This is a genomic window from Comamonas humi (genome assembly GCF_054782535.1).
The window spans coordinates 303,510-323,651 of the sequence record NZ_BAAGSH010000005.1 but is presented as its reverse complement, the minus strand read 5'-3'; the positions used below and the strand labels follow the sequence as shown (position 1 = coordinate 323,651).

Genomic DNA, 20,142 nt, shown 5'->3' with positions numbered 1-20,142 from the left:
CGCCACAATGGGCGTTTCATCCATCCGCCCCCACACCTTGCTGGAGACCTCCATGAAAGTCGACAACATTCTGCAGACCATCGGCAACACGCCGCACATCCGCATCCACCGGCTGTTTGGCCCGGGCGCGCAGGTGTGGATCAAGTCCGAGCGCAGCAACCCCGGCGGCTCGATCAAGGACCGCATCGCGCTGGCCATGGTCGAGGATGCCGAGAAGTCCGGCAAGCTCAAGCCCGGCGGCACCATCATCGAGCCCACCAGCGGCAACACCGGCGTGGGCCTGGCCCTGGTCGCGGCCGTCAAGGGCTACAAGCTGATCCTGGTGATGCCCGAGAGCATGTCCATCGAGCGCCGCCGCCTGATGCTGGCCTACGGCGCGAGCTTCGACCTCACGCCCAAGGAAAAGGGCATGAAGGGCGCCATCGCCCGCGCCGAAGAGCTGGCCGCGCAGACGCCGGGCTCGTGGATTCCGCAGCAGTTCGAGAACCCCGCCAACGTGGCCGTGCACGAGCAGACCACGGCGCAGGAGATCCTGGCCGACTTCCCCGACGGGCTGGACGCCATCATCACCGGCGTGGGCACCGGCGGCCACCTCTCGGGCGTGGCCCATGTGCTCAAGGCCAAGTTCCCGCAGCTCAAGGTGTTCGCGGTGGAGCCGCTGGCCTCGCCGGTGATCTCGGGCGGCCAGCCCGCGCCGCACCCCATCCAGGGCATTGGCGCCGGCTTCATCCCGCGCAACCTCGACACCGCCGTGCTCGACGGCGTGATCCAGGTCGATGCCGAGCCGGCCCGCGAGTACGCCCGCCGCGCCGCGCGCGAGGAAGGCCTGCTGGTCGGCATCTCGTCCGGCGCCACGCTGGCCGCCATCGCGCAGAAGCTGCCCGAACTGCCGCCGGGCGCCAAGGTGCTGGGCTTCAACTACGACACCGGCGAGCGCTACCTGTCCGTGGAAGGCTTCCTGCCTACCTAGAAAACACCCCCTGAGCGGCTACGCCGCTTCCCCCTCTCTCGCTTCGCGGGAGGAGGACGGCACCCTCGGTGCGGGGCGGCCCTTCCTCGGTGCCCGCACATAGGACTGCGCCAGTTTCGTACGCCGTAAACGAAGCAGATACTCAGGACCACTGAAACCCTCAACATATTCCCCAGCCCCTGGCCCCGCGCCAGGGGCTTTTTTTTACGCCCGTTGTAAACACCAAGGGTTAACCATGATTAATAAAAGGTGCAACCCATGCCACATTTCATCGCCAAGAAAGGTTGCACCTTTCTCGATTTCCACCCACCCCACCGAGTTCCTCCATGTCCACCACCGTAGGCATCAAAGTCGATGACGCGCTGCGCGAGCGCATCCGCGCCGCTGCGCAGCAAATGGGCCGCACGCCGCACTGGCTGATCAAGCAGGCCGTCGTGCAGTATGTCGATGCGCTGGAGCGCGGCGCCACCACCATCCGGCTGGCGGCCGCCGACGGCATGGCCGACGACGAGGCCGCGCCCGAGGTGCAACCCGTTGCCGCCCACGAAGTGCAACCCTTCCTCGCCTTCGCCCAATCCATCCTGCCGCAGACCGCGCTGCGCGCCGCCATCACCGCCGCCTGGCACCGGCCCGAGCCCGAGTGCCTGCCGGTGCTGCTGCCGCTGGCCCGCGCGCCCGACGACGTCCAGGCCGAGGCCACGCGCCAGCTCGCCTCGCGCCTGGTGCAGGGCCTGCGCGACGCGCCCGCGGGCAGCGGCGTGGCCGCGCTGGTGCAGGAGTTCTCGCTGTCCAGCCAGGAAGGCGTGGCGCTGATGTGCCTGGCCGAGGCGCTGCTGCGCATTCCCGACCGCGCCACGCGCGATGCGCTGATCCGCGACAAGATCAGCAAGGGCGACTGGAAGTCGCACGTGGGCCGCTCGCCCTCGCTGTTCGTCAACGCCGCGGCCTGGGGCCTGGTGCTCACCGGCAAGCTCACCGCCACCAGCAGCGAGAAAAGCCTGTCGTCGGCGCTCACGCGCGTGATCGGCAAGGGCGGCGAGCCGCTGATCCGCCAGGGCGTGCACCGCGCGATGAAGCTCATGGGCGAGCAGTTCGTCACCGGCCAGGACATCGCCGAGGCGCTGGCCAACAGCCGCGCCTTCGAGGCCAAGGGCTTCCGCTACAGCTACGACATGCTGGGCGAGGCCGCCGCCACCGAGGCCGATGCGCAGCGCTACCTGCAGGCCTACGAGCAGGCCATCCACGCCATCGGCGCGGCGTCCAACGGGCGCGGCATCTTCGAGGGGCCGGGCATCTCGATCAAGCTCTCGGCCCTGCACCCGCGCTACAGCCGCGCGCAGTACGAGCGCGTGATGGACGAGCTGCTGCCGCGCGTGCTGCACCTGGCCGAGCTGGCCAAGCGCTACGACATCGGCATGAACATCGACGCCGAAGAGGCCGACCGCCTGGAGCTGTCGCTGGACCTGCTCGAAGCCCTGTGCGCCGCGCCTTCGCTGAAGGGCTGGAGCGGCATAGGTTTCGTGGTGCAGGCCTATCAAAAGCGCTGCCCGCAGGTCATCGACTACCTGGTGGATCTGGCGCGCCGCAGCCGCCGCCGCCTGATGGTGCGTCTGGTCAAGGGCGCCTACTGGGACAGCGAGATCAAGCGCGCCCAGGTCGACGGCCTGGCCGGTTACCCGGTCTACACGCGCAAGGTCTACACCGACGTGAGCTACCTGGCCTGCGCCCGCAAGCTGCTGTCCGCGCCCGACGCCATCTACCCGCAGTTCGCCACGCACAACGCGCAGACGCTGGCCAGCATCTACCACATGGCCCAGTCCGTGGGCGGCAGCTACTACAGCGGCCAGTACGAATTCCAGTGCCTGCACGGCATGGGCGAGCCGCTGTACCAGCAGGTGACCGGCCCGACCAGCGAAGGCCAGCTGGCCCGCCCCTGCCGCATCTACGCGCCGGTGGGCAGCCACGAGACCCTGCTCGCCTACCTGGTGCGCCGCCTGCTCGAGAACGGCGCCAACACCTCGTTCGTGAACCGCATCGGCGACGCCAAGGTGCCGGTGGCCGAGCTGGTGGCCGACCCGGTCGACGAAGCGCGGCAGATCGCCCGCCACGAAGGCGTGCTGGGCGCGCCGCACCCGCGCATCGCGCTGCCGGCCGACCTGCTGCGCCCCCGCGCCAACTCGCAGGGCATGAACCTGGCGCACGAGCAGCAGCTGGCCTCGCTGGCCGCCGCGCTGCTGCACAGCACGCGCCAGACCTACCTGGCCTACCCGACCGCCCTGCCCGCCACGGCCCTGCCCGCCGACCTGGCGCAGGCCGAAGGCTGGCAACCGCTGCGCAACCCGGCCGAGCTGTCCGACACCGTGGGCTGGGTGCGCGAGGCCAGCGCCGATGACGTGCAGGCCGCCGCCGCCCGCGCCGCGCAGGCCGCGCCGATCTGGGCCGGCACGCCACCCGCCGCGCGCGCCGACGCGCTGGCCCGCGCCGCCGACCTGCTGGAGCAGCGCAGCCAGCCGCTGATGGGCCTGATCATGCGCGAGGCGGGCAAGACCCTGTCGAACGCCGTGGCCGAGATCCGCGAGGCCGTGGACTTCCTGCGCTACTACGGCGCGCAGGCCGCGCGCGAGTTCGACAATGCCACGCAGCGCCCGCTGGGCGTGGTGCTGGCCATCAGCCCCTGGAACTTCCCGCTCGCCATCTTCTGCGGCCAGGCCGTGGCCGCGCTGGCCGCAGGCAATGCCGTGCTGGCCAAGCCCGCCGAGCAGACGCCGCTCACCGCCGCGGCGATGGTCGCTCTGCTGCACGAGGCCGGTGTGCCGCCGGACGTGCTGCAGCTCGTGCCCGGCAGCGGCGAGACCGTGGGCGCGGCCCTGGTCGCGCACCCGCAGGTCGCGGGCGTGATGTTCACCGGCTCCACCGAAGTGGCGCGCCTCATCGCGCGCCAGCTGGCGCGGCGCCTGTCGCCCGCGGGCCGGCCGATCCCGCTGGTCGCCGAGACCGGCGGCCAGAACGCAATGGTGGTGGACTCGTCGGCGCTGACCGAGCAGGTGGTGGCCGACGTGCTGGCCTCGGCCTTCGACTCGGCCGGCCAGCGCTGCTCGGCGCTGCGCCTGCTGTGCGTGCAGGACGACGTGGCCGAGCGCACCATCGGCATGCTGCGCGGCGCGCTGCAGGAATGGACGCTGGGCAACCCCGACCGCCTGTCCACCGACGTGGGCCCGGTGATCGACGCCGAGGCCCGCGCGCAGATCGAGGCCCACATCGAGCGCATGCGCGGCGCCGGCCAGGCCGTGGCCCGGGCCGCACGACAAGACGGGCCGCTCAACGGCCACTTCGTCGCGCCGGCGGTCATCGAGATCGACAGCATCTCGCGCCTGCAGCGCGAGGTCTTCGGCCCGGTGCTGCACATCATCCGCTACCAGCGCGAACAGCTCGACGCGCTGATCGACGACATCAACGCCAGCGGCTACGGCCTGACCTTCGGCGTGCACAGCCGCATCGACGAGACCATCGCGCACCTGAGCGAGCGCATCCAGGCCGGCAACCTCTACGTCAACCGCAACGTGATCGGCGCGGTGGTCGGCGTGCAGCCCTTCGGCGGCATGGGCCTGTCGGGCACCGGCCCCAAGGCCGGCGGCCCGCTGTACCTGCACCGCCTGGCGCAGGGCCCGGCCCATGCGGCGCTGGCCGCCATCGAGCGCCCCGAGGCGCTGGCGGCCCACCCCGCGCTGCAGCTGCTGGACGCACTGCAGCGCCAGGCCCTGCCCAGCACCGCACTCGCCGACGACGAACAGGCCCCGGCCCGCGCCATCGCACAGGCCGCGCATGCGGCCTCGCGCCTGGGCGCCAGCCTGCTGCTGCCCGGCCCCACCGGCGAGTCCAACCGCTACCGCCTGCTGCCGCGCGGCCCCGTCTGGGCGCTGCCGCGCACGCCGCTGGGCCTGCTGGCCCAGGTGGCCGCGGCGCTGGCCAGCGGCAATCCCTGCCATGTGGTGCTGCCCGAAGGCGATGCGCCCTGCGCGGCACTGTGGCAGGCCTTGTCGGCCATGCCGGGCGCCGCGCAATGGCTGCACCGCGCCGGCCCCGAGACGCTGGCCGATGCCGGCGCGCCGCTGGCCGCGCTGCTGTTCGAGGGCGACGGCGACGCGCTGCAGCAGGTCGCCACGCAGGTGGCCGCCCGCGATGGCGCCATCGTGCGCATCGAGGCACGCAGCAGCGACGACCTGCACGCCGGCCGCGGCTACGACTTGGCGGCGCTATTCCACGAGCAGTCGATCAGCACCAACACGGCGGCCGCCGGCGGCAACGCGCAGCTGATGACCATGGCCTGATGCCGGCTTCAAGCCAAATCGGCCTCCAGCGCTTTTCCATTAAGCGCAATAAGCTATATATTTAATAGCAAATACCTGCATGGTGCAGGCGTTCAAGCAAAAAAGGAGCGTGCCAGGCACGCTCCTTTTTTATGCCCAAGGCCCGGGGGTTTCAGGCGTCCGACACCGGGGCCAGCCCCTGGGGCGATGCGTCCACCCTGGCCTCCAGGCGCTTGACGCGGGTCTTGCGCCAGGCCGACCAAGTCACCGCCAGCAGCAGCAGTGCGCTGATGGCCATGAAGGTGGCGCTGATCGGGCGCTGCAGGAAGACCATCATGTCGCCGCGCGACAGCAGCAGCGAGCGGCGGAAGTTCTCCTCCATCATCGGGCCGAGCACGAAGCCCAGCATGATCGGCGCCACCGAGAAATCCAGCACCATCAGGATCGCGCCGATGACGCCGAAGGCCAGCACCTCCCAGATGTGGAACAGGCTGTTCTGCGTGGTGAAGACGCCCACCGCGATGAAGAACATGGCCGACGGGAACAGGTAGCGGTACGGCACCTGCAGCATCTTCACCCACACGCCGATCAGCGGCACGTTCAGCACCATCAGGATCACGTTGCCGATCCAGAAGCTGGCGATCAGGCCCCAGAAGATGTCCGGGTGCTCGGTGATGAGCTGCGGGCCGGGCTGTATGCCCTGGATCAGCAGCGCGCCGAGGATCAGCGCCATCACCGCGTCGCCCGGGATGCCCAGGCTCATCGTCGGGATGAAGTCCACCTGCGTCTTCGAGTGCGCCGAGGCCTCGGGCGCGGCCACGCCGGCGATCTGGCCGGTGCCGAACTTCTCGGGCGTCTTCGACACCTTCTGCTCCAGCGCATAGGCGATGAAGGTGGTGATGGTCGGGCCGGTGCCCGGCATGGCACCGAACAGCGTGCCCACGCCGGTGCCGCGCACCATGGGCCAGAAGGCCTCCTTCAGCTCCGCCATCGACGGGCGCATGTCGCGGATGCGCATCCTGGTGTTGGAGGTGATCGCCTTCATGCGGTTGACGTTGAGCAGGAAGTCGGCGATGCCGAACAGGCCCATGGCCACGGCCACCATCTCCAGGCCGTCGCTCAGGTCGGGGATGTCGAACGCGAAGCGGAAGGTGCCGCTGTTCACGTCGGTGCCGACCACGCCGCACAGCAGGCCGAACAGCGTCATGGCCACGCCCTTGAGCGGCGAGCCGCGCGACATGGTCGAGCCCGCCAGCAGGCCCAGCAGCATGATCGAGAACAGCTCGGCCGGGCCGAACTTGAAGGCGATGCTGGTGAGCAGCGGCGACGCGAAGATCATCACGATGATGCCCACCGACGCGGCGAAGAACGAGCAGATCATGGTGATGCCCAGCGCCGTGCCGCCCTTGCCCTTCTTGGTCATCGGGTAGCCGTCCAGGCAGGTCACCGCGTGCGGCGGGTGCGAGGGCAGGTTCAGCAGGATGGCGCCGATCGCGCCGCCGTACTGCGAGCCGTAGAAGATACCGGCCAGCATCAGGATCGCCGGCACCGGATGCATGGTGTAGGTCAGCGGCAGCAGGATGGAGATGGCCGACAGCGCGCCCATGCCCGGCAGCACGCCGATCAGATTGCCCACCAGCACGCCGAAGAACGACCACATCAGGTTGTGGCCCTGGAAGGCGACGCCGAAGCCGAACCACAGGTCTTGCAAGGATTGCTGCATGGTTCAGCCTCCGAATTTGATCAGCGGCATCTGCACCTGCAGCGCCCACCAGAAGATCACCACGGCCACGACCATCATCGCCGCCGACAGCAGCAGCGCCTGCCACACGCTGTTGCTGCGGTCGCCGAGCGCGCTGATGAACACGATGGCGAACGTGGCCGGCAGCAGGCCGAAGTACTCGCCCAAAAAGTAGAAGGCCACGGTGCCGAGGATGATGCAGGCCGCGCCGCGGAAGTCCGGTATGTCGTGGTTGTGCCCCACCAGCGCTGCCTCCTGGCGCGCGCCGCCGGGCGGCTTGCGGCCCGAGAGCACCAGCAGCAGCCCGCACAGCGCGAGCAGCACGCCCACGGCGCACGGAAAGTAGCCCGGCCCCATGTGCTCCAGCGAGCCGATGTGGTAGCCCTGCGAGGCATAGGCCGCGCTGGCGCCGACGATGACCAGCAGCGCGCCGCCGTAGTAGTCCTTGTTGAATCGGGGCGTGCTCATGGCCGCCTCCCGTGTCTATGCAGTGACTGCATGTTTGCCTCCTGTAACTGGATGAACCAAGTCTAGGAAGCAGGCCTGCCAAACAGCTGCCAAACGCGGCTGCGAGCCGCAAAATACGTGTATCTACGTAGCGGCGCTAGGTGGCCAGCGGCAGCCGCACGCAGGCCGCCAGGCCCACACCGCCTTCGCCATCGTGCAGCGCGATCTGCCCACCCATGCGCTGCACCAGCGCCTGCGCGATGGCCAGGCCCAGGCCCGAGCCGGGCACGACGGATGCCTCGGCGCCGCGCCGGCCGGCCAGGCGCTCGAAGCGCGCGAAGGCCCGCTCGCGGTCGGCGGGCGCGATGCCCGGCCCGCTGTCCTGCACCCAGACCTCGCACCAGCCCTCCAGCAGCTTCACCGACACATTGACCCGGCCCTGTGCCGGCGTGTAGACGATGGCGTTGTGCACCAGGTTGGCGATGGCCTCGTGCAGCGCCTCGGGCGCGGCCTGCACCGGCGCCACGGCCGTGGTCTCGCCATCATCATCATTGTCGGCATCGCTGCCGCGCGCGTCGCACCAGCCCAGGTCGATGTGCCGGCCGCGCGCCAGCGGCAAATGCTGCAGCACCACCGCACGCGCCACCGCGTTGGCATCGCAGCGCGGCGACGCAGCCGTCCCGGCCTGCTGCACCTGGGCCAGCGCCAGCAGCTGCTCGCACACGCGCCGGCTGTGCTGCAGCTGCTGCAGCATGCCCTGCAGCGTGCGCCGCACCTCGGCGCTGTCGGGCTCGCGCAGCGCATAGCCCGCCTGCGTGTGCAGGATGGCCAGCGGCGTGCGCAGCTGGTGCGAGGCGTCGGCCAGGAAGCGGCGCTGCTCCTCCAGCGCCTGCCGCTGCTGCGCCAGGTGCTGGTTCAGCGCCTCGACCAGCGGCGCGACCTCGCCCGGCGCCAGGTGCGCGGCCAGCGGCTGCAGGTCGTGGGGTGCGCGCTCCTGCACCGTGCGCCGCAGCGCGCGCAGCGGCCGCAGCCCCCAGGCGATGCCCAGCCAGATGACGGCCACCAGCGCCAGCAGCGTGCGCGCATCGCGCCACAGCGTCTGCCACAGCAGCTCGCGCTTGGCCGCATCGATGGAGCGCGTGCCGCGGGCTGCCTGCACCAGCAGCCGCCACGGCCGGCCCTCGCGGTCCAGCGACTCGTGCAGCTGCGCCGCCACGCGCAGCGAGAGCTGGTGGTAGCTGGCGTTATAAAACACCTCGGCGCCGTCCGCGGCCTGCCAGACCGAGCCGCCGGCCGGCAGCGGCGGCTCGGGAAAGGCCTCGGGCCCCAGCAGCACGCGCCGCGTCTGGCCATCGGGCGAGCGCAGCTCCACGCGCAGGTACTGGTTGGCGCTGCCGACGGATTCGAGCATGGAGCGGATGTGCGCCACGTCGCTCACCTCCACGCGGCCCTGCTCGTCCCAGGCCACGCGGTCCACCAGCGCCTGCACGGGCTCGATCAGGCTCTGGTCGTAGGCCTTTTCCAGCTCCTGGCCCAGCGTGCGCGTGTCGTTCCAGCTGTCGAAGAGAAAGAGCACCACCAGCACCGGCGCCAGCACCAGCAGCAGCCGGGCGCGCAGGCCCAGGGCCGCGCCGCGCTGCTGCCCATGCGGTTCATGCGGCATCGGGCGCTGGCTCCAGCATGTAGCCCAGGCCGCGCACGGTGACGATGTGCACGTCGCTGCCCGCGAGCTTGCGGCGCACGCGGTGCAGCACCTGCTCGATCGCATCGGGCCCCACGGTGCTGTCCTGCGGAAACACCCGCCCCGCCAGCCGCGCCTTGCCCACCGGCGCGCCGGCACGGGCCAGCAGCGCCTCGAGCGCGGCGTGTTCGCGCGGCGTCAGCGCCAGCAGCTCGCCGCCCAGCCAGAAGGTCTGGTGGTTGCTGTCGAAGCGCAGCGAGCCGCACTCGACCATGGCCTGCGCGCGGCCTTGGCTGCGGCGCTGCAGCGCGGCCAGGCGTGCCTCCAGCTCCGGCAGTTCGAAAGGCTTGGTCAGGTAGTCGTCGGCGCCGCGGTGCAGGCCCTCGACGCGATCGTTCAGCGCGCCCTGCGCGGTGAGGATCAGGATGGGCGTGCGCAGCCCCTGCGCCCGCATCTCGCTCACCCAGTCGAAGCCGTGCTGGTCGGGCAGCTGCAGGTCGAGCACCACCACGTCGAACTCGGCATTCAGCACCATCGAGCGGCCCAGCCGCGCATCGGGCGCATGCTCGGCGCTGATGCCCGATTGCCTCAGCGCGCGCACCAGCCAGGCGGCCATTTCGAGTTCGTCTTCGATCAGCAGGATGCGCATGGCGGGGGCAGTGGCGGGGAGAAAGCGCCGATGATACGCCGGGCGTCGATACGCCGGGCGTCGCGGCGCCTGTCGCCATCGCCAACCGCGATGCCCCATTGCGCGTAAGACGATTGCCAGCCTGGGGACAACCCTGGGTTGGTGCTCACTACAATTTTTGCGTCCAGAAAACAACCGAGAGCAACCCGCCATGTACCTGATTCGCCGCACCTTCGTCGCCACCGCCGTGGCCGCCACCGCCGCGCTGGCCGCGCCCGCCGCCTTCGCCCAGGCCAAGGAAGTCAAGATCGGCTACGCGCTGGCCGTGAACTCGCACTACGGCGCCGCGGCCCAGGCCTGGGCCGACACGGTGGAGAAGTCCACCAACGGCGCTGTCAAGTTCAAGCAGTTCCCGTCGTCGGCGCTGGGCGGCGAGCGCGAGCTGGTCGAGGGCCTGCAGCTGGGCACGGTCGAGGCCGCCATCGTCTCCACCGGCGCCTTGAGCAACTTCGTGCCCGACGTGGGTGTGGTCGACATCCCCTTCCTGTTCCGCGACACGCAGCATGCGCGCGCGGTGCTCGACGGCGCCTTCGGCCAGGAGCTGCTGGCCAAGTTCGGCAAACGCGGCCTGGTCGCGCTGGCCTGGGGCGAGCAAGGCTTCCGCCACCTGACGAACAACAAGCACGCCGTGAACACCGTGGCCGACCTCAAGGGCCTGAAGATCCGCGTGACCGAGAACCCAGTGCATATCACCGCCTTCCGCACGCTGGGCGCATCGCCCACGCCCATGTCCTGGCCCGAGGTGATCGGCGCGCTGCAGCAGGGCACGATCGACGGCCAGGAGAACCCGGTGTCGGTGCTGGCCTCGGCCAAGCTGTGGCAGGTGCAGAAGCACCTGACGCTGACGGCCCACGTCTACGCGCCGGTGGCGCTGCTGGTGTCGCCCAATTTCTGGGGCACGCTGAACGACAGCCAGAAGGCGGCCTTCACCGAAGGCGCGAAGAAGGGTGCGCTGGCTTCGCGCGCCTTCGTCGACGCGGTCGAGAAGAAGGGCGTCGAGGAGGCCAAGGCCAACGGCATGCAGGTGGTCGAGAAGGTGGACCAGGCCGCGTTCCGCGCCGCGCTGGAGCCGGCGTACAAGGAGTACGCAAAGAAGTTCGGCCAGAAGACGCTGGACACCATCGCCAGCGCCAAGTAAACCTCCGACCGCTGGCTTCCCTCCCTCTCCCGCCTGCGGGAGAGGGCCGGGGTGAGGGTCTGCGGCCTGCCCTCACCCCAACCCTCTCCCCCCCCGGGGGAGAGGGAGTCATCCCGGCGCCACGCGCCGATCTTTCCCACTCCACTCCCATGCTCAACCGAATCGAACGCGCCCTGGTGGCCGGCAACCGCTGGCTGCTGATCGTCCTGCTGCTGGCCATGGCCTGCATCGTGTTCGCCAACGTGGTGCTGCGCTACACCACGGGCGACTCCATCGTCTGGGCCGAGGAGGTGGCCCGGCACATGATGATCTGGGTGACCTTCCTCGGCGCGGGCCTGGTGCTGCGCTTTGGCGGCCACGTGGCCATCGACAACCTGCACCGCGCCATCGGCCCGCGGCCGGCGCGCGGGCTGCGCCGCCTGATCGTGCTGGGGCTGGCGCTGTTCTTCATCGTGATGGCCGTGGCCTCGTCGCAGTATGTGTACGCCACGCGCTTCCAGACCACGGCGGCCACCGACATCCCGATCTCGTACATCTACGCCGCGATGCCCGTGGGCTTCGTGCTGATGCTGGCGCACCTGCTGTTCATCGCGCGCGGCTACATCCAGGCCGGCGCCTTCGCCGAATCCGACGAGATGGATGCCGACGCCGCCGCGTCGATCTGATCGACCTCTTCAAAAAAGTGAGCTGCCCGCGCTTGCCATGCAATCACCTTGAATACTTTTGTATTTAGTACATAGCAACAGCAAGCGCCAGCAGCTCATCTTTTCATAGCTATCCCCATGGCCCTCACCCTCTTCCTCGCCATCGTCGTCCTGCTCGCGCTGGGCTTTCCGGTGGCCTTCGCACTCGCCATCTCGGCCTCGCTGGCCGTGTTCGTCGGCGGCCGCTACCCGCAGCTCGTCGTGTTCAAGGAGATGTTCACCGGTATCGACAGCTTTCCGCTGATGGCCGTGCCCTTCTTCATCCTCGCGGCCGAGCTGATGTCCGGCGGCGCGCTCACGCATGTGCTGCTGCGCTTCGCGGCGCAGTTCGTCGGCCACCTGCGCGGCGGCCTGGGCTATGCCAACGTGCTGTCGCTGACGCTGTTCTCGGGCATCTCGGGTTCGGCGCTGGCCGATGCCGCCGGCCCCGGCTCGATGATGGTGAAGATGATGGACAAGGCCGGCTACAGCCGCCCCTACGCGGCCGCGCTCACGGCCAGCACGGCCATCGTCGGCCCCATCATCCCGCCGTCGGTCAGCATGATCATCTACGCGCTGCAGGACGAGAACGTCTCGGTCGGCGGCCTGTTCATCGCCGGCTTCATCCCGGGCATCCTGATCTCCATCGCGATGGCGGCGGTGAACTGGTGGGTGTGCAAGCAGCGCGACTACCGCTCCACCGAGCCGCGCCCCAGCGGCCGCGAGATGTGGGTCAACAGCTTCAAGGCCGTGCCCGCGCTGATGCTCATCGTGCTGATCGTGGTCGGCATCCGCTTCGGCATCTTCACGCCCACCGAGGCCTCGGTGGTGGCCGTGTTCTACGCCCTCATCTGCGGCAAGTGGATCTACCGCACGCTGCAGTGGTCGGCGCTGCCGGGCATCCTGGCGCGCTCGGCCATGCTCACCGCCTCGGTGCTGCTGGTGATGGCGACGTCGGCGGCCTTCGCCTGGGTGCTGACGGTGGAAGGCATCCCGCAGTATCTGTCCGAGCTGATCGTGAGCTGGCAGCTCTCGCCCACCATGTTCCTGGTCGCGGTGAATATCTTGCTGCTGCTGTTCGGCATCTTCATGGAGCCGCTGCCCGGTGTGATGATCCTGGTGCCCATCCTCGCGCCGATCGCGTTCAAGCTCGGCATCGACCCGACGCACTTCGCCATGGTGGTGATCGTCAACCTCACGCTGGGCATGATCACGCCGCCGGTGGGCGGGCTGCTGTTCGTCACCTCGGTGGCCACGCGCGTGTCGATCACCGAGCTGACCCGCGAGATGCCGCTGTTCCTGCTGGCGCACTTCATCGTGCTGTGCCTGCTGACCTTCATCCCCGCGCTGTCGACCTGGCTGCCGCACACGCTGGGCTTCCAGTAGCACCGCCCCCGATTTACAGCCGCCAGGGCGCTGCGCATAATGCGCGCCTCACACGAGGTTCCCCAGCGCCATGCAGTCCCCACCGCCCACCACCACGCCCGCCGCCGCACGCCAGCGGCTCTGGCAGGAGCTGGACATGCTGTGCCGGCTGGGCCTGGGGCTGGCGCCGGTGGCGCCCGATGTGTGCACGGTGCTGCGGACGCTGATCGGTGCGGACGCCGCGGCGCTGTTCTGGCTCGACGAGCAGGGCCTGCCCGAAGGCTTCTTCCACGAGGACTCGCCGGCCTCGGCGCAGAACTTGTTCCTCAATGAATTCCAGCGCCTGTTCGTCGGCGCGCACGAGACCAATGTGTTCGCGCTCGCGCAGCCGCACGGCCCGCGCGTCGGCCGCCTGCTGGCGCCCGATGCCGGCTACTTCCGCTCCAACACCTACAACCTGCTGATCCGCGCCAGCGGCCACCACCACACGCTGGACCTGCGCGTCGAGGTACCCGGCCCCACCGGCCCGGTGACCCGCGCCGTGGTTGCGCTGTTCCGCGCGCCGGGCAATGGCTTCAACGCCGCCGAGGCCGCGCTGCTGGAGCGCGCCGGCACCAGCCTGCAGCGCGCCTTCGTGCGGCCCGCGGCCACCGGCCTGGCGCCCAGCGCCGACGGCGCGGTCGGCCATGTGCTGCTCGATGCCGCCAGCCTGCGCCCGCTGCTCGCCGATGCCACGGCCACGCAGCTGCTGCAGAGCGCCAACCTGCGCGGACTGGGCCTGCAGGGCGGCGAGGCCGCGGGCGCCGCGCTGCCGGCCGATCTGTTCCAGCACCTGGGCCTGCAGCCGGGCCAGTCGGCGCGCATCCCGGTGCCGCACGGCGTGCTGGACATGCGCATGCACCCGCTGCATCCCGTGGCCGGCGGCGCCGGCCAGTGGCTGCTGACCTTGCAGCTGCAGCGCCCGCGCCAGATCGACGTGGTGCGCCGCGTGCTGGCGCTGCCGCTGTCGCCGCTGCAGCGCGAGATCGCCGCGCTGGCCGGCCTGGGCCATGCGCGCGCCGACTGCACCGCGCTCACCGGCGTGGGCAGCGCGGCGCTCAAGAAGCACCTGCGCACCATCCTCGAGGTGGCCGACGCCAGCGATTGGGAGGCCCTGGCGAGCCGGCTGCATGGCGGGCCGTAGCCCTTGGGGGAATGGCGCGCGCGGCCGCGGCCCGCCAGAATCCCGCCACCGCCCCGCCCTGGGGCGGCTTGCCTCCTGGAATCTCGACCACCATGAAACGCTGGATACCCGCCGCCCTCGCGGCCCTCGCCTTCGCCAACAGCCCGGCCGCGCTGGCCACCGTCGCCTACCGCTTCGCCTCGCCGCTGTACAACAGCCTCACCGACTTCGTGGCGCCCTGCAGCGGCGGCGCCTGCGCCAACCTCGCCGCGGACACCGGCGTGACCGGCTACTTCATCACCGCCGCGCCGCTGCCGCCCAACCTGACGCTGGCGCAGCAGTTCTCGCCCTCGGTGCAGGACTGGGTCTTCAGCAACGGCAGCTTCACCCTCACGCGCGACACGCCCGGCGTGCGCCTGCTGAACTTCCGCGTGGCCACCGATGCCCAGGGCCGCATCACCGATACCCGCATCCTCTTCAGCCGCTGGCAGGACGGCGCAGCCGGCCCCCACACCGAGGGCGACCGCGTGGACTACATCGGCGCCGCGGTGACGCAGGACGGGCTCAGCAACACCGCGGTGGTCAATGCCTCGTGCCGCGAGGTCGCCATGGCCCAGACCGGCGTGGCCGATAGCTGCAACGGATTTTCCCTGCCCGACTCCAGCGCCCGCGCCAGCTACGCCGCCGGCGGCACCTGGACGCTGGAGGCGCCGCGGGCCAACATCGACAGCGTCTCCACGCCCGAGGGCCATGCCGGCAGCACGCCGCTGCGCTTCACCGTCACGCTCAGCGAGGCCTCGGACACGCCGGTGCGCCTGCGCTGGCGCACCGTGAACGGCACGGCCCAGGCCGGGCAGGACTACACGGCCGCCAGCGGCATGCTCAGCTGGGCCACCGGCAACAACGAGGCCCAGCACATCGACATCGACGTTCTGGGCGACACCACGGCCGAGCCCGACGAGAACTTCTCGGTGGAGCTGTATGGCTTCGAGGGCATCGCGGGCGGCGAATCCACCAGCGGCACCGGCACCATCGCCAACGACGACGGTGCCGTGCCGCCGCCGGGCCCGGTACGGCCGGTGCCCGCGCTGGGCGCCTGGGGCCTGTCACTGCTGGGCGCCCTGCTGGGGCTGGCCGCCCTGCGGCGGGGCCGGCGCAGCGGGGCCCGGCCATGACGCTGCGCCTCATCGCCGCAGCCCTGGCGGTCTTCATGATCGCCCTCGGCACGCTGGCCGTCACCATCGCCACCGTCTGGGCCGCCGCGCCATGACGGCCGGCCCGCCCCTGCAGCGCCAGCGGCTGTGGCAGGAGCTGGACCTGCTGTGCCGCCTGGGCCTGGGCCTCGCGCCCATCGCCGCCGAGGTCTGCGCGGTGCTGCGCACGCTGGTGGGCGCCGATGCCGCCGCGCTGTTCTGGCTCGACGAGCACGGCCGGCCGGCGGGCTTCCACCACGAGGACTCGCCCGCCAGCGTGCGCAACCTGTTCCTCAACGAGTTCGAGCGCTTGTTCGCCGGCCCCGCCGAGCCCAACATCGTCGCGCTGGCCCGGGCCGGGGGGCCGCGCGTGGGCCGGCTGCTGTCGCCCGCCGCCGCGCATTACCGCAGCAACAGCCACAACCTGCTGATGCGCCCCAACGGCCACCACTACACGCTGGATCTGCGCGTGGAGATCCCGGGGCCCCACGGCCCCGTGGCACGCGCCGTCGTGGCCCTGTTCCGCGCACCGGGCCGGGGCTTTGGCTCAGCCGAGGCCGAGCTGCTGGAGCGGGCCTCGGCCAGCCTGCAGCGCGCCTTTCTGCTGCAGCCCGGGCCGTGGAGCGGCAGCGCGCAGAGCGCCACCGGCCACGTGCTGCTCGACGCCGCCAGCCTGCGCCCGCTGTCGGCCGACGTGCAGGCGCTGCAGCTGCTGCAGGCCGCCCATGTGCCCGGCCTGGGCCTGTATGGCGCCAGCGCCGATGCGCTGCCGGCCGGGCTGCTGTCGCTGCTGGGCCTGCAGCCCGGCCAGGGCCGGCGGCTGGCCGTGCCCCAGGGCGTGCTGGAGCTGCACACCCGCCCGCTGCACCCCGGTGCGCAGGCCACGGACCATGCCACCCACTGGCTGCTGACGCTGCAGCTGCAGCGCCCGCGCCAGATCGACGTGGTGCGCCGTGTGCTGGCGCTGCCGCTGACGCCACTGCAGCGCGAGATCGCCACGCTGGCCGGGCTGGGCCATGCGCGCGCCGACAGCCTGGCGCTGGCCAGCGTGAGCAATGCCGCGCTGAAGAAGCATCTGGGCACCATCCTCGAAGTCGCCAGCGCCGGCAACTGGGAGGAGCTGGGGCGCAGCCTGCGCGCGGATTGACGGCCCGCCGGCCACAACGCGCCGGCCGCCTGCGGTGGTATCCCTGGGGGGATGGTGCAGGCGGGCCGGCGTTTCCAGAATACAGCCGCCGCCCCGCCATGGAGGGCGCACTGCATCTGGAACCATTGCATGAAGACCAAGCTCCTTTCCGCACTCGCCCTGCTGGCAGCCGCCTGCAGCCTGCCTGCGCAGGCCGTCACCTACCGCTATGAATCGACGGCCTACGACCGTTTCAAGCACTACGCCAAGCCCTGCGGCGCGGGCACCTGCCTCGAATTCGCGCCAGGCAATGGCGTGGTCGGTTTCTTCACCACCGCCGAGGTGCTGCCGCCGAACCTGACGGAAAACGACGTGATCCTGCCGCGCATCACCGGCTGGGCCTTCAGCGACGGCCAGACCGTGATCACGCACGACGCACCCGGCGCGCGCGTGCTGGGTTTCCGCGTGGCCACCGACGCCGCCGGCAAGCCCACGCATGCGTCCATCCTGGTCAGCCGCTGGCACGACGAATCCAACGCCCCACACCAGCAGGGCGACCGCGCCCAGCTCATCGCGGCGCGCACCTCGCCCTACAACCCCGAGTACAACCAGGCCATCGTCAACGCGCCCTGCACCGTGCGCGGCACCTCGGCCGAGGGCGTGGCCGACACCTGCTTCGGCTTCAACAGCGCGGACAGCGCCGCTTCCACCGCCAACTACGCCTCTGGCCGGCTGGTGCTGGACGCACCGCTGGCCTCGATCAGCAACGGCCGCGTGGTCGAGGGCAACGCCGGCAGCACCGCAATGGAGTTCACCGTCACGCTGTCCAAGATCCCCACCGAAAACGTGAGCCTGCGCTGGCGCACCGTGGACGGCACGGCCACCGCCGCCGCGGACTACACCGCCGGCGAAGGCAGCCTGGCCTGGGCCGCGGGCGAGGACAGCTACAAGACCATCACCATCCCCATCCAGGGCGACACCACGCCCGAGCCGGATGAGACCTTCAGCGTGCGGCTCGGCGACTTCGTGGGCATGGCGGGCGACACCGCCACGGTGGGCACCGGCGTCATCCTGAACGACGACGGGCCGCTGCCGCCGCCCCAGGTGCACATCACCGACGCCACCAGCGTCGAAGGCGGGCCGGGCGGGGTCGAGCGGCTGCGCTTCACCGTCAGCCTGTCGGCGCCGCCCGCCGAGCCCTTCAGCCTGCGCTGGCGCACCGCCGACGGCACGGCCACCGCGCCGCAGGACTACGCCAGCGACTCTGGCTCCTTCACCTGGGCGGCCGGCGACGCCAGCCCGCGCACCATCACGGTCAGCGTGCAGGGCGACGCCGAGGCCGAGGGCAACGAGACCATGCACATCGTGCTGGAGGAGATCGCGAGCTTCGCCAAGGCCTTGCCGGTGCAGGCCACCGGCACCATCCAGGACGACGATGCCACCGTGCCGCCGCCCAGCGGTGCCCGGCCCGTGCCCGCGCTGTCGGCCGCCGCGATGGCCGTGCTCTCGGTGACACTGGCCGCGTGGGCCCCGGCAGCGCGGCGTGCACGGCGGCAGGGCAAGCGGCACCCGGGCTACCTGCCTTAGGGCGTGCGCTTGCGCAGCAGCTCGATGTTGGCGCGCTGCTCGGGCGTGAACTTCGCCAGTGCGGCGGACCAGTCCCGCTTGCCCAGGGTCGGCTCCATCGCCAGGAAGGTGCCGGCATGGAGCATGGCAAACACCGCGCTCGCATAGTCGCCGCTGCTGATCCGGTGTTTGGCCAGCAGCGCGCGAATGCGCGGATCGGCGTCCAGCTCGCGCGCCAGTTCGGCCACCGACTGCGCGTCGACGTCCCGCTCGGCCTGGCCCTTGCCCATGGCATCGGCCTCGGTCTGCAGGACCTGCATGCGGTCGAGCAGTACCGGCGTGAGCTTGAATTTTTCGGGCTCGGCCGCGTGGGCGGTGAGGGCGCAGGCACAGGCGATGCCCAGCGCGAGCGCCCGCAGGTGATGGCGAAGCATGGCGGTTCTCTCCACAAGCAAAGGAGCCGCCACGATACCGGCGGGCCAGGGCGCGCAGGCACCGCTCCGGGCCGTTTAGCAAGTTTTTAGCAAACGCTTAGCCAACTCTTAGCAAGGCCCTCGCGGCGGTATTTCTAGACTGGCAACAACCCGTCACCGCAGCCGGCGCCGGCCGTATCCCTTGGGGGAATGGCGGGCCCCGGCGCCCGCTTCCAGAATGCGGCCGCAGCCCCTGACGGTTCCTTGCCACTTCCTCATTTTTCGCAGAAAGCCCCACCATGCAAAACCAATCCCCCGCCACCGCTGCGCGCCTGGACATCTACGCCGGCATCCACAAGGCCATGCGCGCCATGATGATGGACACGCTGCACGCCATGGGCCGCGTCGATGTGCACGACACCGCCGAGCTGCATGCCGTGTGCGAGCGCGTGCTGGAGCTGGGCGACGCCTGCGCCGGCCACCTGGCGCATGAGAACGACTTCGTCCACGCCGCGATGGAGGCGCGCCGGCCCGGCTCGGCCGGCCATATCGCCACCGAGCATGCCGAGCACCTGGCCGCCATCGCCGAGCTGCGCGACGCGGTGTCCGAGCTGTGCGCGGCCTGCCGCGGCCCGATGCAGGAGCAGGCGGCGCTGGCGCTGTACCGCAAGCTCGCGCTGTTCGTGGCCGAGAACTTCGTGCACATGCATGTCGAGGAAACCGAGCACAACCAGGTGCTGTGGGCCTGCTACAGCGACGACGAGCTGCAGGCGCTGGAAGGGCGCATCGTGGCCTCGATGCCGCCGGCGGAGAACCTGATGTACCTGCGCTGGATGATTCCGGCGATGGCGCCCGTCGAGCGCGCCGCGCTGCTGGGCGGCATGCAGGCCGCGGCCCCGGCGCCCGTGGTGGCCGCGGTGCTCGACACGGTGCAGCCGCACCTCAGCCAGCGCGACTGGGCCAAGCTCGGCAGCGCGCTGGCACCGGCGAAGGCGCCGGCCTGGATCGTGGCCTGAAGCGGCTCAGAGCTTGGGAATGCGGATGCGGCTGATCATCAGCGAGCCCGACAGTGCGAACAGCAGCACCAGCGGGTGCAGCGTGAAGCCGCCGATCACCACGCTGCCCAGCCACAGCTGGTCGCGCAGCGCGCCCATGGAGGCGGCCAGCGCCATCAGGCCGACCAGCACGATCGACGTGGGGATGGGCGTGCCCTCGAAATACTTCACCTTGCCGGTGCCGCCCGACAGGGACTCGGCGGTGATGTTGAAACGCGCCAGCCGCGACACGCCGCAGGCCACGAAGTAGGCCAGCACGATGCGGTCGTACAGCCCCTGCATGCCGCAGCCGTAGGCGATCAGCGCGGGGGCCACGCCGAACGAGATCACGTCGGCCAGCGAATCCAGCTCGCGCCCCATGGCCGAGCTTTTCTGGCGCCAGCGCGCGACGCGGCCGTCGAGGATGTCGAACACCAGCGCCGCCAGCACCAGCGCACAGGCGAAGTACACATGGTGCACGTCCGCGCGCTCGATGTAGGTGATGATCGAGAACAGCGCACCCACGCCGCAGACGGCATTGCCCAGCGTGAACCAGTCCGCGAGGTGGAACTCGCGGATCATCGAGAAGCGTTTGGGGGAGGAAGTCATGCGTGCATTATGGAACGGC

16 protein-coding genes are annotated in these 20,142 nt (G+C 70.6%); 10 read left to right on the top strand and 6 right to left on the bottom strand.

The window, feature by feature from the left end:
• Positions 1-52: 52 nt before the first annotated feature.
• Positions 53-970 (top strand): cysteine synthase A, encoded by a 918-nt coding sequence (cysK, locus tag ACYVKR_RS05800; RefSeq protein ID WP_460479853.1) that lies wholly within the window; start codon positions 53-55, stop codon positions 968-970.
• Positions 971-1,296: 326 nt separating this feature from the next.
• Entirely contained in the window at positions 1,297-5,298 is a 4,002-nt protein-coding gene (gene putA / locus ACYVKR_RS05795; RefSeq protein WP_460479852.1) for a trifunctional transcriptional regulator/proline dehydrogenase/L-glutamate gamma-semialdehyde dehydrogenase, read from the top strand.
• 151 nt (positions 5,299-5,449) lie between these two features.
• Here putA and ACYVKR_RS05790 read toward each other — a convergent pair whose 3' ends face one another.
• From ACYVKR_RS05790 to ACYVKR_RS05775, 4 genes are all read right to left on the bottom strand, one after another.
• The gene (locus ACYVKR_RS05790) at positions 5,450-7,000 is read right to left on the bottom strand and encodes a tripartite tricarboxylate transporter permease (RefSeq protein WP_460479851.1); all 1,551 of its coding nucleotides are present in this window, start codon (positions 6,998-7,000) and stop codon (positions 5,450-5,452) included.
• A gap of 3 nt (positions 7,001-7,003) precedes the next feature.
• Complete coding sequence (locus tag ACYVKR_RS05785) at positions 7,004-7,486, bottom strand: tripartite tricarboxylate transporter TctB family protein (RefSeq protein WP_460479850.1); 483 nt, start codon at positions 7,484-7,486, stop codon at positions 7,004-7,006.
• A gap of 136 nt (positions 7,487-7,622) precedes the next feature.
• Positions 7,623-9,128, bottom strand: a complete 1,506-nt coding sequence (locus ACYVKR_RS05780; RefSeq protein WP_460479849.1) for a sensor histidine kinase — start codon at positions 9,126-9,128, stop codon at positions 7,623-7,625.
• Positions 9,118-9,795 (bottom strand): response regulator, encoded by a 678-nt coding sequence (locus tag ACYVKR_RS05775; RefSeq protein WP_460479848.1) that lies wholly within the window; start codon positions 9,793-9,795, stop codon positions 9,118-9,120. The genes ACYVKR_RS05780 and ACYVKR_RS05775 overlap by 11 nt, the downstream gene beginning before the upstream one ends.
• A gap of 190 nt (positions 9,796-9,985) precedes the next feature.
• On the opposite strand from ACYVKR_RS05775, the gene ACYVKR_RS05770 reads away from it, so the two are divergent.
• The 7 genes from ACYVKR_RS05770 (at position 9,986) to ACYVKR_RS05740 (ending at position 18,088) form a co-directional block, all read left to right on the top strand.
• Entirely contained in the window at positions 9,986-10,972 is a 987-nt protein-coding gene (locus ACYVKR_RS05770) for a TRAP transporter substrate-binding protein (protein WP_460479847.1), read from the top strand.
• A gap of 149 nt (positions 10,973-11,121) precedes the next feature.
• Entirely contained in the window at positions 11,122-11,637 is a 516-nt protein-coding gene (locus tag ACYVKR_RS05765; protein WP_460479846.1) for a TRAP transporter small permease, read from the top strand.
• 117 nt (positions 11,638-11,754) lie between these two features.
• Positions 11,755-13,041, top strand: coding sequence for a TRAP transporter large permease (locus tag ACYVKR_RS05760; RefSeq protein ID WP_460479845.1), 1,287 nt, complete (start codon positions 11,755-11,757; stop codon positions 13,039-13,041).
• A 70-nt stretch (positions 13,042-13,111) separates the two neighbouring features.
• Positions 13,112-14,203 (top strand): hypothetical protein, encoded by a 1,092-nt coding sequence (locus ACYVKR_RS05755; protein WP_460479844.1) that lies wholly within the window; start codon positions 13,112-13,114, stop codon positions 14,201-14,203.
• Between the two features lie 92 nt (positions 14,204-14,295).
• Positions 14,296-15,357: an IPTL-CTERM sorting domain-containing protein gene (locus tag ACYVKR_RS05750; protein WP_460479843.1), complete on the top strand. Its 1,062-nt coding sequence runs from the start codon at positions 14,296-14,298 to the stop codon at positions 15,355-15,357.
• 91 nt (positions 15,358-15,448) lie between these two features.
• Entirely contained in the window at positions 15,449-16,522 is a 1,074-nt protein-coding gene (locus ACYVKR_RS05745; protein WP_460479842.1) for a hypothetical protein, read from the top strand.
• 129 nt (positions 16,523-16,651) lie between these two features.
• Positions 16,652-18,088, top strand: a complete 1,437-nt coding sequence (locus tag ACYVKR_RS05740) for a Calx-beta domain-containing protein (protein ID WP_460479841.1) — start codon at positions 16,652-16,654, stop codon at positions 18,086-18,088.
• Here the strand turns inward: ACYVKR_RS05740 and ACYVKR_RS05735 are convergent.
• The gene (locus ACYVKR_RS05735; protein ID WP_460479840.1) at positions 18,085-18,501 is read right to left on the bottom strand and encodes a hypothetical protein; all 417 of its coding nucleotides are present in this window, start codon (positions 18,499-18,501) and stop codon (positions 18,085-18,087) included. The genes ACYVKR_RS05740 and ACYVKR_RS05735 overlap by 4 nt on opposite strands.
• Positions 18,502-18,779: 278 nt before the next feature.
• Here ACYVKR_RS05735 and ACYVKR_RS05730 point away from each other — a divergent pair, with 278 nt between their 5' ends.
• Positions 18,780-19,496 (top strand): hemerythrin domain-containing protein, encoded by a 717-nt coding sequence (locus ACYVKR_RS05730; protein ID WP_460479839.1) that lies wholly within the window; start codon positions 18,780-18,782, stop codon positions 19,494-19,496.
• Positions 19,497-19,502: 6 nt separating this feature from the next.
• Here ACYVKR_RS05730 and pssA read toward each other — a convergent pair whose 3' ends face one another.
• Positions 19,503-20,123, bottom strand: coding sequence for a CDP-alcohol phosphatidyltransferase family protein (gene pssA / locus ACYVKR_RS05725; RefSeq protein WP_460479838.1), 621 nt, complete (start codon positions 20,121-20,123; stop codon positions 19,503-19,505).
• Between the last annotated feature and the right edge of the window lie 19 nt (positions 20,124-20,142).